A 13,549-nucleotide genomic window follows, 5' to 3' on the forward strand; every position below is an offset into this window, starting at 1 on the left:
TTACATATACCTTTTATACCACCACTGAAATACTATCAAAGACCAGATCCGGGCGTGTACATCGCCTGGATTATTAGAAAATAGTTTCTTCTTAAGTTTCTGAACTGTTTTCAAATCAAAAATTCCTTGATCTTTAATAAAGTTGTCTTCAAGAAGGTCTTGAGTAATCAATGACTTCATGTCATTTCTAAGCCACTTGAGTAATGGTACTTCAAAACCTTTTTTAGGTCTGTTATAAAGCTCCTTAGGAAGTATATCTTTGAAGGTGTCTTGCAGTATTCTTTTTCTTATCTGACTGTTAATTTTAGATGAGTCAGGTAGATTAAAGGCAAACTCCACCACCTCATGATCCAGGAATGGTACCCTTACCTCCAGACTATTTGCCATTGACATTCGGTCAACTTTAGTTAGCATGTCATCGGGTAGTACCATATTCATGTCAGTCATTAATATGTCATTAATGCTTTCATTATCAGGAAGATGTTTCAATAGTTCTTGTTTGGCTTCCAGATATTTTTCTCTATCTACAGCATTTTGAGATTCGTTAGTGAGTAAATCATTCACCTCATTTTCAGAGGCATATCCAGCCCATTGCCAATAGCGCTCACTACTGCTTAGTTTCATTCCTGTGCTGAACCTGTCTAGCTGTCTGAATAGGTTGGTGAGAGAGTTGCTGCGCGATTTCGGAAGCGCCTTCCATACTGGCCCTAGTTTTTTCACTAAATCTGCCTTAGAGCCACCTTGAAGGATTTTATAAAATGCGGCGTGCTTATTATATCCAGCGAATAGCTCATCGGCACCATCGCCTGACAATGCTACTGTGGCATGTTTTCGGGTTTCCTTTGAGAGTACATAAACAGCTATGGCAGAGCTATCCGCAAAAGGCTCATCTATATAATCAAGAATATCATTTAGGTGAGAATACATTTCTTCATTGGTTAATGAAAAAATAGTGTGCTCAGTGCCGATTTTTTTTGCTACCAGGCTAGCATAAGAAGACTCGTCAAAGAACTTCTCATCTTTGTAACCTATTGAGAATGTGTGTAAATCTGGCTTATGTTTTGCGGCCAGGCTTGCTATAACTGATGAATCAATTCCTCCACTAAGAAACGAACCAAGCGGCACATCAGCGACCAGCCTTTTTTGAACGGACTTTTCCAGAATCTCTCCCAGTTCTTTCCTTTGCGAATCATAATCCTTTTTAGTAAAGTTATTTTTGTTATAAGGAATAGAGTAGAAAGGCGTTATATTAATTACCTCGCTGTTTAATTCAATATAATGTCCTGGCTTAAGCTTTTTCACATCCTTAAGTATAGTCTGTGGGGCAGGTATGTAATTGAGTTGCAGGTATGTGTATAACGCCGAGTAGTCTATCTTCTTCTCTATTCCATAAGCCTCTATAGATTTCATTTCAGAAGCGAATAGAAACCGATCATTGTCCAAAAGATAATAGAGAGGCTTTATGCCCATTCTGTCTCTTGCTATAAACAGTGATTTTTCTTCTATATCATAAATAGCAAAGGCGAAAAAGCCATTTAATTGAGAGAGGCAATCTTTACCCTTTTTAATGAAAAGCTGTAAAAGAACTTCAGTATCAGTATTGGATTTGAACTGGACCCCGGTGTTAATTAATTCTTCTCGTAGCTCTCTGTAGTTGAAAATTTCGCCGTTGAAAATGATAACATACCTGCCGGAAGCATCATACATGGGTTGGTTGCCTTCAGGAGAAGGGTCTATGATGGAAAGTCTGCGGTGGCCCAGTGCAACATGGCTGTCATTATAGAGATTTTGAATGTCCGGACCTCTATTAGATAAGCATTCTGTAGCCTTGGCTACATTGATCATGCTCACCTTTCCTACAAGGTTAAAGGCGTAAATTCCACTGATGCCACACATGTGTTAATCTTTTGGGATGAAAATACTAAATGTAGTGCCTTTCTCAGCTGATGAATCTACCTGAAGGTCAATATCAAGGAGGTCAGCAGCCTTGGCGGCCAGGTATAAACCAAGACCATTGCCCTTTGACTTTGTACTCGCTTTATAAAAGGCCTTGTAAATTTCAGATTTTTGTCTCGGATTAATGCCATTTCCATTGTCATAAATCTTAACTAAATAGCTTTTAGCGGTCTCCTCAGTTGTAATGATCACCTTAGGCGTGTCCTCATCGCTAAAGTAAATGGCATTTTCGATGATATTTCGAATGATTATCCTTATCAGTTCGGGGGAAGTGACCAGGCTAATTGCGCCAATATTTGCTTGAATATCAATATTATACTTCTGAATGTGCTCTTCGTATAGCTTGAGTATAACAGTGATTAAGGGCTGAAGCTCAAGCTCTGTTTTATGAGTGTGATCATGATTCAGTAAGTAGCTCATCTGCAGCTTCCAAAGCATGTTGTCCATGTTTAAAGCTGTTTCCTTAATCTTTATAAGCACCTCAGCAAGATTGGGATCAGAAGTGTAATTCCTGGCTAGATTTTCCAGACCCAGTATTGTAGCTATGGGCTGGCGGATGTCATGTGAAGATCTGTAAATGAAGGTGTCGAGCTCTTCATTGAGCTTCTTTAACTTCAGTGTTCTTTTCTCTACTTCTTCTTCCAGATTGGTGTTAATGTGCTGAATTACCTTGTTTTGCTCACTGAGTTGCTCACTTTGGGCTTCCAGCTCCATGTTCTGAGCTTCTATTTGGTTTTTGTTCTTCTCCAGAATGACATGCTCACGCTTTTTCAGCCTTAGCTGTCGATAGAAAAGAAAAGCTATGATCATAATTAAGATTATGGCCACGATGGAGCCTATAATTATTAGGTTCTGATTCTTAATCTGTTGCTGCTGAATCTGACTGTTTTTGGTGAGGAGGTCAATCTCCGTAACCTTAGTTTCAAAGTCATGAAGTGCCTTTATCTCAGTTAGTTTTATTCTAAGTTGTTCTTCCTTAAGTGAGTCAGATTGCTGCTGAAACAGCTGCTGATAAGCATAAGCATTTTCAAATTGCTTCTGAGCTCCAAACCAGGAAGATAAATGCTGAGAGTATTTCATCCTGATTTTTAATGGGCTTCTTCCAATATTATCAATAAGGACAGCAACGGTGTCATAGTAAAGTTTTGCTGTAGAGAAATCATTGTCCTGCTGGTAGATTTCACCAAGGGAGAAGGCTGCATTAATTGCGCTCAAAGTTTGCTTATGCTTTCGGCTGATGAGGTAATCTTTCTTCAGTAGGGGGATGGCTTTTTCCGGTTCTCCAAGGCTTTTATAAATTAAACCCAAATTACCAGCGGTAAGCGCCTCCCAAAATTCAAAACCGTTATTGTTGGCTAATGATCGGGATTTATTGAGATAGTGGATGGCACTGTCGTAATTCCCAATGTCTCTATGGCTAATGCCAATACTGTTCAGCGTATTTATGCTGTTTTCTATCTTTCGTTTGTTATCCGGTAATGCGTTAAGGATTTTAATGGCTTTATTGCCATAAATTATGGCCTCTCTAAAGTTTTTAGATCTGTATTCCAGATTAGTGATGTGGTTTACGCTTTTATAAGAATAGGCGGAATCTGTTTTGATAAAGATAGAGTAGGCCTCCAATTCTGCCTTTAAAGCCTCAGGTTTCTTGTCAATAGCATCATAAACCCGAGCAATGTTAAACAGCATAACAGCATAAGTGAAGTCATATTGATGCTTCTGGCTAATGGAGGCAGCTATTCGGTAGTTTCGGATGGCTTCTACAAAATTGTCTTTACTGTGAAAATAGTCTCCTTTGGCTTTTAGAATGTTACAATGCAGAAGGGGCCAGTTTTTAGCGCTTCTATGCTGTTGGATGTCATTGTAAATAGAAAAAGCGGCAGCAGAATCCAGGTTGTGCTGTATTGAGTCAAAATAGTTGAACACTAATTTTTCCTCAATATCACCACCTAAAAAGGCTGAATAGGGCAGTTTAGAGCTGTCCTGAGCCTTAACAAATGATAACGAAATAAAGATTAAAAAATACAGACTAAACTGCGATTTCATACCGAAAATTTCTCCAATATAAAAAAATACCTTGTTTATATTAAAGCATCATACATAATTTCGACCAGGTGAAGGGCCTTTCTGCTGGTGCCATCTTTTATCTGGTGCCTGCAGCTGGTCCCGTTTGCAGCTATTATAACATCATCTGCCTGTTTTCTCACCGTTGGAAATAATACGAGCTCACCAATTTTCATGGAAACTTCATAATGCTCTTTCTCATATCCAAAGCTGCCAGCCATACCACAGCAACCGCTAGGTATTAGCTGAACCTCATAATTGGCTGGTAAAGAAAGTACTTTTTTTGTTGGCACTAAGGATGAAAGTGCCTTTTGGTGACAATGACCATGTAATTTTATGAGCCTTTTTTCACTAGTAAATTGACTAGCCGTAATATGGCCTTCTTTTACTTCTCTTTCCAGGAACTCATCTATAAGTAATACATTACTAGCGAGTTCCATGGCTTTTGCTCTATCATTAGCTTTCACCAAATCAGGATATTCATCCCTAAAAGATAGAATTGCAGAGGGTTCTATACCTATTAAAGGGGTGTTTTTGCTAATGATATTTTCGAAGATTTTAAAGTTTTTTTGAGCCACATTTGCTGCCTGATCGAGCATTCCTTTGGATAAAAAGGTTCTTCCACTCTCTTCATGGTCTACCGTTTGCACTTTATAGCCTAGCTTATCTAGTAATAAAACTGACTTAATGCCAAGCTCAACATCATTGTAGTTTGTGAACTCATCCATGAATAGATAAACTGTGCCTTTCACGTTATCTTTTGATGGATTAAACTTCTTCTTAAACCAGTGCTTTAACGTGTATTTATGGAGTAATGGCATAGATCTTTCATTAGCAAAGCCAGTGAGTGATTTAGCCAATTTAGAAGTAACAGCATTAGTAAATGTGAAATTGTACAAGCCAGGAACGAGGGAGGCTACCTTATTTAATGTGGTAAAGCTTGATATTAACTTCGTTCTCAAAGGCACGCCATTACTCTTGTAATATTGGTGAAGGAACTCTGTTTTTAGTTTACCCACGTCCACATTAGAAGGGCATTCTGACTTACATCCTTTACATGATAAGCAAAGATCCATTACATCTTTTATCTCCTCGCTGTCAAAAGGATTCTCTTTGGTGGAGTTGGTAAGTACTTCTCTTAATATGTTAGCTCTTGCTCTTGTCGTGTCCTTTTCATTTTTTGTGGCCATATAAGAAGGACACATAGTACCTCCTGATAAGTGTGTTTTTCTACAGTCTCCAGAGCCGTTACACTGTTCTGCAGCTCTTAAATAGCCTTGAAATTGATCAAAATTAAGTGCAGTTTTAAATTGCCTGGTTTCTTGTCCCGGTGTGTACCTCAGCATGGTGTTCATGGCGGGTGTGTCTACAATTTTGCCAGGATTAAAAATGGCATGAGGATCCCAAACCGCTTTTAGCTCTTTCAGTAGTTGGTAGTTTTTGTCACCAATCATATAAGGAATAAACTCTCCTCGAAGTCGGCCATCACCGTGTTCACCACTTAATGAGCCATTATATTTTTTAACAAGCTTCGCAATCTCATCAAGGATGGTTCTGAAAAGCTCATTACCTTCCTGAGTCTTTAAATTTAATATTGGGCGAAGGTGCAGTTCTCCAGTGCCCGCATGAGCATAGTGAACGCAGAATAGGTTGTGTTTCTTTAAAACAGCGTTGAAATCATTAATATATTCTGGTAAGTCATTTACATCTACCGCTGTGTCTTCTATTACAGGTGCAGGCTTAGCATCTCCTGGCAAGTTGCTTAAAAGCCCAAGGCCAGCTTTTCTTAAATCCCATACCTTTTTCGTATCCTCTCCTGTTACCAATGGAAAGTGGTAGCCTAGTCCTTCAGCTTTTAATTCTTCTGTTAGCTCAAAGGCCTTTCTTTCCATTTCTTCTTGGCTGTCCTCTCTGAGCTCAACCACTAGAATGGCCTGTGGGTCTCCCTGCACAAAGAATCGGTTCTGGCGATAATGAATATTTTCTTTAGTGCACTCCAGAATATAATTATCCATAAGCTCACAGGCGGTCGGCGCATATTTTAATGCCACCAAATTTCCTTTCAGCGAGTCATAAACAGATTCGAAATGAATACATAACAAGCCTTGGTGAACTTTTGGTAAAGGCTGTAGTGCAAGCTTAGCTTCGGTTAGAAAAGCAAGTGTGCCTTCTGATCCTGCTATCAGTTTGCAGAAGTTAAAAGGTTCTTGGCTATCCGTGAAAGGAGCCAAGTCCTTTAATAAGTCAATGGCATAGCCAGTATTCCTTCTTTGGATAGACTTTTTAGGGAAATTCTTTTCTATTTCCTCCCTGTTATCCGCTTGAGAGAGTACATCGTATGCATGCTTATATAGTTGTCCTTCCAGGTTATTCTGTTCTCTTTTTGAGTGAAACTCTTCGTTAGATAATGACTTGAATTCCACCTCAGAGCCGTCAGAAAGATACCCTTTAGTAGAAATAAGATGATCTCTGGTGCTGCCATAAACGAGTGAGTTTGATCCACATGAGTTGTTACCAATCATGCCACCAACCATAGCTCTATTGGCGGTAGAAGTCTCAGGACCGAAGTATAAACCGAAAGGTTTTAGATGCATATTCAGTTCATCACGAATAACACCTGGCTGAACTCTTACCCACTTCTCGTTTTCATTCACTTCCAGAATTTGAGTGAAGTGCTTGGAAACATCTACAATAATTCCTGCACCAACCACTTGCCCTGCCAGTGAAGTGCCGGCCGTCCTTGGGATCAAAGGAACCTTATGCTCATTTGCAAAACTTATTAAGGGCTTAATATCTGCTTCATTATGAGGAATGGCTACTGCTAATGGCATCTCTCTATACGCGGAAGCATCCGTGGCATACAGAGTTCTTAAGGTGTCATCAGTATAAAAGTCGCCTTTTAATTGAGCGCGTAGATTGTTCAGGTCTTGTTCGGTATACAACTTCTATCGGAGATTTATTTTTTCGAAAAATATAACCTTTTTGTTTTTGTAAAAAGATCTTAACCGTTAAGTTACGGGAGGAAAATTTTTTTAACTACATTTTTTAAGATGAGACACTATCGCCTCTTCGTCTGGTTGGTTCTAATTTCTTCATTATTTTCATGTGCTTCTGCTAAGAAGGCTAAAGTTAGACAGGATAAGATTCAGACTGTCATAAAAACAGCAAAAAGTTATATAGGTACTCCGTACAAATGGGGTGGTACTACAAGAGCGGGGATGGATTGCTCCGGATTGTTGTACAATAGTTACACTTCTATAGGTTTTGCTATGCCACGAACTTCTGATGCTCAGAGTAAATTAGGCAAAAAGGTAAAGATAGGGCAGTTAGAAGAAGGGGATTTGGTCTTTTTTGCCACAGGAAAGAAGAAACGCAAAGTAACTCACGTAGGTTTGGTCACATATTCTCGCAAAGGAAATGTGAGGTTCATCCATAGTTCTTCCTCATTAGGGGTGGTAGAAAGTAGCCTGGAGAGTAAATATTATAAAAAAAGATTCAGAACTGCTCGAAGACCCTTTTAGTATTTCCATAATTAGATTATATTTGCCGTCCCTTACAAGGAAAATGGGGAATTAGCTCAGTTGGCTAGAGCGCTACACTGGCAGTGTAGAGGCCACCGGTTCGAATCCGGTATTCTCCACATTTTTCTTACTTATCTGAATATCAATTCATTATCATTTAATTTTTCTTTTTTATCTCTTCTGGGGAATTCATTCACAGCCGTGAATTCGTTCTTGTTTATGAGTGGATATGGTCTGTTTGAAGTAAATCTTGCTTGTAATAGAATGAGTATGTTATGGTGAATTCACACCTAATTTTTTCAAATTTTCATTATTCTGAAGAAAATAAATTATTGTAATGAAATGAATGAATTGTAATATTCAATTTATCGCTTAAGAATTTATATTACAATGTCTGATACCAGTCTTCCTTTTTGAATACTTTAGTTTAGTTAGTTAATATTTTTCGTAAGATCGTTAATATTTAGGTGAATTTACCAGTGAAGCAGGTGGGTGATTTTGTTACATTGTAGGTTTTTTGCTTTGTGTAAACTAAATTCTGTATTAGACTAATAATATTGTGTCAAATTGCGTTTTAAACAAGTGTTCTGTAGTATTAAAAGTTTAATGATTGATTTTCATTTTATAGTTAGTTTGATTTTTTGACCTGGTTTTCAATTAATTTGCTGATAAATATTACATATTGAGTTGCTAAATATTGGTTTATTTAGTGTTACCATGAGCTTAAAAGACTAATTTCTCTGAGGCTCATAATGTATGTAAAAAATATATTTAGTAACTTTTTCATATGTAAGTTGTAAGACTTACCTATTGATTTATAAGAATTAAAATTTTTTTGAATTTAGAAAGTCTATGGCTAAGCTGAAGAACATAATAAAACAACTTTCGAATAGAGACTATCGAGCAATACATGATTCACTGATTGAGAGTAATGCCGATAAATCAGCTTATCTAATACAGGCTATGCGAGAGCGTCAGCTATCTGATACTAAAATCATGATGGAGCTGGAGGTGAATACTAATGCGTATTACACCTTACGTTCCAGGCTTAATCAGAAAATTGAAGAATATTTGCTGCAGCAGATGGAGAGTCCTAGAACGGACATCCTGAAGAAGGTGGCTAATATTAATGAAATAATCTTTACAAAAAAGAAGGCTATTGCGGTAGCTACTTTAAAGAAGCTCGAGAAGGAGCTCTTAGACTATGACTTATCAAACGAGTTAACCATAGTTTATAAGTCTTTAAAGAAGCTTCATATAAACTCACCTGATTATTTTAATTACTCGCAGTTGTATAACCGCCATGTAGCATATATGCTAGCGGTAGATAAGTCAGAAGATCTGTTGGCTGAATACTTTAAGAAGTTTGGAAATTATTCATTGTCAGGAGACGAAACGGATAAGTTGGGTCTAACCCTCTTGCTGAAGGAGATGTACAACGTGAGTGCCCTCTATGAGTCTCACAGGCTGTATGTTTATTACAGCTGTATGGTTATATTCCATAGGTTGTTTGTCGATCAGGAAGATTCCATGGATGAAGACATGGAGCCGATCGAAGATATACTGGAAAATGTACAGAAAATTTTCAATCAGTATCAACTAGACTCTATATACTATCACCTTAATCTGGTGTTCGAGTTTTTGAAATTTGAATATTATACACATTATAAGGTGTTCAGAAAGGCGGAAAGATTTTACGAGGAAGTAAATGATGCTGCCAGTAATCTCCTTACGAATTATACATTATACACTTACCCTGCACAGTTTCTGGTGACGAAAATGGAACGTCATATAAGAATTGGAAATGTGAGAAAGGTGTATGAAGAGAATGATGGAATTTTTCATGACTTTGAGGTCGATAAGCAGGACATTCCTACTTACGTGACCTATACTATGTACAGAGCCATATCATGCTATTATGTTGAGAAATACGATGAAGCCAGTAAGTGGATTAATAATTTGTTGAATGAGGTGAGCTTGAAAAAATATCCCTTCATGCAGCTGGAGATTAAAATCGTATTGGCACTGCAGTATTGTTTAATGAATGACTATGATCTGTTTAATCAACTTATTAATAGTATTCAGAGGCAGATACGTTTATTAGGCAAGGAGAATTGCGAACACATTCTATTCTTGTCCAAGATCATGAAGGTATCAATCAGTGATATAAAGAGAAATAAAGTAGATAAAATCAGAGCACTAATTGAAAAAGCTGAAAGTGTAAAAACTGAGCATTTTTCTCCTACTGCTCTTATTAGATTAGACGAAGATTTTATCAGTAGATTAAGTACTCAGCTCTAGGCTGATTACTGATAAGGATAAAAAGAAAGGGCTGCTTTGAAAAAGCAGCCCTTTCTTTTTATATCCAGTTATGACGATACTAAACGTTCAACTTCTCCAGATTCTCCTGAGAAAGTGGTTTGTTGATGTATTGTTTTACATAACTATATTTCTTCGATTTATTAACATCTTGAGGGTTAATTGAGGAAGTAAGCATTACAATCTTACATTTCTCTCTTGTTTCCTCAGATAGCTTTTCAAATTCGTCTAAGAATTGAAAGCCATCCATGAGCGGCATATCTATATCAAGAAAAATGACATCAGGTAATACGCTGGCAGATATTTCATCTACTTTCTCAATATTCTTAAGAAACTCAATAGCGCTCTTAGCTCCAGTGTGAGTATAAATATATCTGGATATATCTGCGGCCTCGATCATTTTCTGATTAATGAGATTATCTATCTCATTGTCGTCGATTAGCATTACTGATATATATTTTTTTTGAGTATCAGACATAAGTTGATTTATTGTATAAGTTAAATATAAATCATACAGAAGTAATTACAAAATTATCAATAAAAGATAAAAACAGTGCGATGTTCACCTCATTGAGTTACCTGTAATTTGCCTCAAAAACTTACAATTGTAAGTCTTATAATTTTTTAAACTAAATGTCGAACTTGATGCCTTGAGCTAATGGTAAGTCTTTACCATAGTTGATGGTGTTGGTCTGTCTTCTCATGTATATTTTCCATGCATCAGATCCAGATTCTCTACCACCTCCGGTTTCCTTCTCACCTCCAAAGGCACCTCCAATTTCAGCTCCTGAAGTTCCAATGTTAACATTGGCAATTCCGCAGTCTGAACCATCATGAGATAGGAACTTCTCTGCTTCTAATAAGTTCGAAGTCATAATGGCAGAAGAGAGCCCTTGAGCCACGCTGTTCTGTAGGGTAATGGCCTCTTCGATAGAGCTATACTTCATCAAATATAAGATAGGAGCAAAGGTCTCAGTCTGAACTATTTCCATTTCATTATTGGCCTCAGCAACTACAGGTTTTACATAGCAGCCAGATGCGTAATCATCACCTTCAAGCACGCCACCTTCTACTAATATTTTACCTCCTTGAGCCTTGATTTTTTCCAAAGCACTGCTATACATTTCTACAGCCTGAGTATCAATTAAAGGACCTACGTGATTCGACTCATCTAATGGATTACCTATCTTAAGTTGACCGTAGGCATTCTTTAGTTGCTCTTTTACCTTATCGTAAATGCTGTCATGAATTATGAGTCTTCTGGTAGATGTACATCTTTGACCGCAAGTACCTACTGCACCAAATAATGCTCCTGTTACTGCTATCTTAAGATTAGCATCTTCACTGATAATTATAGCATTATTTCCACCTAATTCTAACAAAGCTTTACCTAACCTTGCACCTACTGCTGCACCTACCTTTTTACCCATTCTGGTAGATCCAGTGGCAGAAACTAATGGAATTCTACTGTCGTTAGAGATCAACTCTCCGATTTTATAATCACCATTTACTAAGCATGAAACACCTTCTGGTACATCATTAGCTTTAAATACTTCTGAGATAATATTTTGACAAGCTACGGCACAAAGAGGAGTTTTTTCAGAGGGCTTCCAAATACAAACGTCACCACAAACCCACGCCAACATGGTATTCCATGACCATACCGCTACAGGGAAGTTAAAGGCTGAAATTATGCCTACAACCCCAATCGGGTGATATTGTTCATACATTCTATGGTGAGCTCTTTCAGAGTGCATAGTGAGTCCGTGCAGCTGACGACTTAAGCCAACGGCAAAGTCACATATGTCGATCATTTCCTGAACTTCTCCCAGACCTTCCTGGTAGGATTTACCCATTTCGTATGAAACGAGCTTACCAAGTTCAGTTTTATATTCGCGGAGTTTATCTCCTATTTGTCTAACTATTTCACCTCTTTTAGGAGCAGGCAATAGTCTCCAGCTTTTAAAGGCTTCAGTAGCTTTAGTAATTGCTTTTTCGTAGTCTTCTGAAGTAGAAACACCAACTTCAGCAATAAGCTGCCCATCTGCCGGTGAATATGATTTTAGATAGTCGCTACTGTCTCCAAACCATTCACTTCCAGTGGAGGAGCCTTGGTTTTTGTCTTTTATGCGTAGCGTTTCTAGCGTTTTTTTAATTCCGAAACTATTAATATCCATGAGCGTTTTTTGTTTGCAAATCTATAAAAATGTGTGATTCATTGCAGGGAAACTTGGTCAAATTGGTAAAGGGCTACCAATCAATGCCATATAGACCTTCTGATCCATCGGGTTTAATGCCTTCGATCAAAATCCCCCCACTTTTGTTTTTCAGAGTGCGAGTAAGCTCATCAATAGATGTAATTTCAATTTTATCAACTTTCGTGATAATAAATCCAGTTTCAATGCCGGCATCTTTCCACTTGCCATCATTTAGCTCTTTGATCAATACGCCTTTTTCTACAGGAGATTCCTTATCATCTGATGACTCGAAATTTTCTAATGTAGCACCTTCTAAAACATTATCTACATCTGACTTGAGAATATCCACTGTGCCTTGGGTGTTCTGTAAAGTGGCTTCTGTAGTTTGCTTTTCGCCATCTCGTATGAAAGTTACATTCACTTCATCTCCAGGTCTATTTCTGGCAATCATTTCTTGTAGCTCAGATACATTGTGGATAGTCATTTCATCTATGGCAATGATAATGTCTCCAGCCATAATGCCAGCCTTATCAGCGGAGCTGTTTTCATATACATCACTTACAAAAACGCCACTAAAAATGTTTAATCCTTCTGCTGCTGCTATTCGTGAGTTCATATCGCCTATTCTGATGCCTAAAAGGGCTCTTTGCACCTCTCCAAACTCTAAAAGGTCATCAATGACTTTCTTCACCAGGGAAACGGGAACGGCAAATGAATAACCAGCATAATTACCAGTAGGTGTAGCAATTGCCGTGTTAATACCCACTAATTTACCTTTAAGATTAACCAGAGCGCCACCGCTATTTCCTGGGTTTACAGCTGCATCTGTTTGTATGAAAGCTTCTATTTGAAGGTTGTTCTTATCTCTTAAAATGCCAATGTTTCTGGCTTTTGCACTCACAATGCCCGCAGTCACCGTAGATGTGAGGTCAAAGGGATTTCCTATTGCTAATACCCATTCCCCTGTTTTTATGAAGTCAGAGTTTCCATACTCTACGTAAGATAGGTTTTGCTCCTCAATTTTAAGTAATGCGAGGTCAGTGGTAGGGTCGACGCCGATGGTTTTAGCCAGATAAGTTCTGTTATCATTGAGTACTACCTCTATGTTGCTGGCATTTTCAATCACATGATTGTTGGTTACTATAAATCCATCATCAGATACGATAACGCCTGAGCCGGATGATTGAGTAGGACTTCTAAAGTAGCCTTCTAAAGGATTAATGCTATACTTTCCAGAAGAATATAGAGACCTAATATGAACCACTCCTGGGATTACTTTTTGAGCAGCATTTACAAAGTTCAAACCTTCTGGGACCACATATGAGGTGTCCATAGATGAGTTTTTGGTCAAGTTCAGCTGATGCTTGGCTATTGAGTTGTAGCTACTTGATGGTTGGCTACTGAGGTATAGATAAACTACTACGCATGAAATCAGGCCACTTAAAATAGAGGAAAGTATAATGCCTATAAAAAATGTGCTTTTATTCATTG

The 13,549-nt window shown here is 37.9% G+C and carries 8 protein-coding genes and 1 tRNA gene; 3 read left to right on the forward strand and 6 right to left on the reverse strand.

Going from position 1 to position 13,549, the window contains the following annotated elements:
• The 3 genes from asnB to LVD16_RS08625 are packed head-to-tail and all read right to left on the reverse strand — an operon-like array spanning window position 1 to window position 6,962.
• Window positions 1-1,896: an asparagine synthase (glutamine-hydrolyzing) gene (gene asnB / locus LVD16_RS08615; RefSeq protein WP_233773526.1), complete on the reverse strand. Its 1,896-nt coding sequence runs from the start codon at window positions 1,894-1,896 to the stop codon at window positions 1-3.
• Between the two features lie 3 nt (window positions 1,897-1,899).
• Window positions 1,900-4,002, reverse strand: coding sequence for an ATP-binding protein (locus tag LVD16_RS08620; RefSeq protein WP_233773527.1), 2,103 nt, complete (start codon window positions 4,000-4,002; stop codon window positions 1,900-1,902).
• Between the two features lie 35 nt (window positions 4,003-4,037).
• Entirely contained in the window at window positions 4,038-6,962 is a 2,925-nt protein-coding gene (locus tag LVD16_RS08625) for an FAD-binding and (Fe-S)-binding domain-containing protein (RefSeq protein ID WP_233773528.1), read from the reverse strand.
• Window positions 6,963-7,070: 108 nt separating this feature from the next.
• Here LVD16_RS08625 and LVD16_RS08630 point away from each other — a divergent pair, with 108 nt between their 5' ends.
• From LVD16_RS08630 to LVD16_RS08640, 3 genes are all read left to right on the forward strand, one after another.
• The gene (locus tag LVD16_RS08630; protein ID WP_233773529.1) at window positions 7,071-7,541 is read left to right on the forward strand and encodes a C40 family peptidase; all 471 of its coding nucleotides are present in this window, start codon (window positions 7,071-7,073) and stop codon (window positions 7,539-7,541) included.
• A gap of 45 nt (window positions 7,542-7,586) precedes the next feature.
• Window positions 7,587-7,660 (forward strand) — tRNA-Ala (locus LVD16_RS08635).
• A 733-nt stretch (window positions 7,661-8,393) separates the two neighbouring features.
• Complete coding sequence (locus LVD16_RS08640; RefSeq protein ID WP_233773530.1) at window positions 8,394-9,842, forward strand: hypothetical protein; 1,449 nt, start codon at window positions 8,394-8,396, stop codon at window positions 9,840-9,842.
• Window positions 9,843-9,921: 79 nt separating this feature from the next.
• Here LVD16_RS08640 and LVD16_RS08645 read toward each other — a convergent pair whose 3' ends face one another.
• The 3 genes from LVD16_RS08645 to LVD16_RS08655 all read right to left on the reverse strand — a co-directional run bounded on the left by LVD16_RS08645 (window position 9,922) and on the right by LVD16_RS08655 (window position 13,547).
• The gene (locus LVD16_RS08645; RefSeq protein ID WP_233773531.1) at window positions 9,922-10,338 is read right to left on the reverse strand and encodes a response regulator; all 417 of its coding nucleotides are present in this window, start codon (window positions 10,336-10,338) and stop codon (window positions 9,922-9,924) included.
• Window positions 10,339-10,489: 151 nt separating this feature from the next.
• A complete protein-coding gene (gene amaB, locus LVD16_RS08650) occupies window positions 10,490-12,037 on the reverse strand; it encodes an L-piperidine-6-carboxylate dehydrogenase (RefSeq protein WP_233773532.1) in 1,548 nt (515 codons plus the stop codon).
• 73 nt (window positions 12,038-12,110) lie between these two features.
• The gene (locus LVD16_RS08655; RefSeq protein ID WP_233773533.1) at window positions 12,111-13,547 is read right to left on the reverse strand and encodes a trypsin-like peptidase domain-containing protein; all 1,437 of its coding nucleotides are present in this window, start codon (window positions 13,545-13,547) and stop codon (window positions 12,111-12,113) included.
• Between the last annotated feature and the right edge of the window lie 2 nt (window positions 13,548-13,549).

Source organism: Fulvivirga ligni, assembly GCF_021389935.1.
GTDB classification, from domain to species: Bacteria; Bacteroidota; Bacteroidia; order Cytophagales; family Cyclobacteriaceae; genus Fulvivirga; species Fulvivirga ligni.

Coding starts and splice junctions, on each gene's coding strand:
- LVD16_RS08640 (WP_233773530.1), top strand. CDS start 8,394: ATGGCTAAGCTGAAGAACATAATAAAACAACTTTCGAATAGAGACTAT.
- amaB (WP_233773532.1), bottom strand. CDS start 12,037: ATGGATATTAATAGTTTCGGAATTAAAAAAACGCTAGAAACGCTACGC.
- LVD16_RS08655 (WP_233773533.1), bottom strand. CDS start 13,547: ATGAATAAAAGCACATTTTTTATAGGCATTATACTTTCCTCTATTTTA.
- LVD16_RS08620 (WP_233773527.1), bottom strand. CDS start 4,002: ATGAAATCGCAGTTTAGTCTGTATTTTTTAATCTTTATTTCGTTATCA.
- LVD16_RS08645 (WP_233773531.1), bottom strand. CDS start 10,338: ATGTCTGATACTCAAAAAAAATATATATCAGTAATGCTAATCGACGAC.
- LVD16_RS08630 (WP_233773529.1), top strand. CDS start 7,071: ATGAGACACTATCGCCTCTTCGTCTGGTTGGTTCTAATTTCTTCATTA.
- asnB (WP_233773526.1), bottom strand. CDS start 1,896: ATGTGTGGCATCAGTGGAATTTACGCCTTTAACCTTGTAGGAAAGGTG.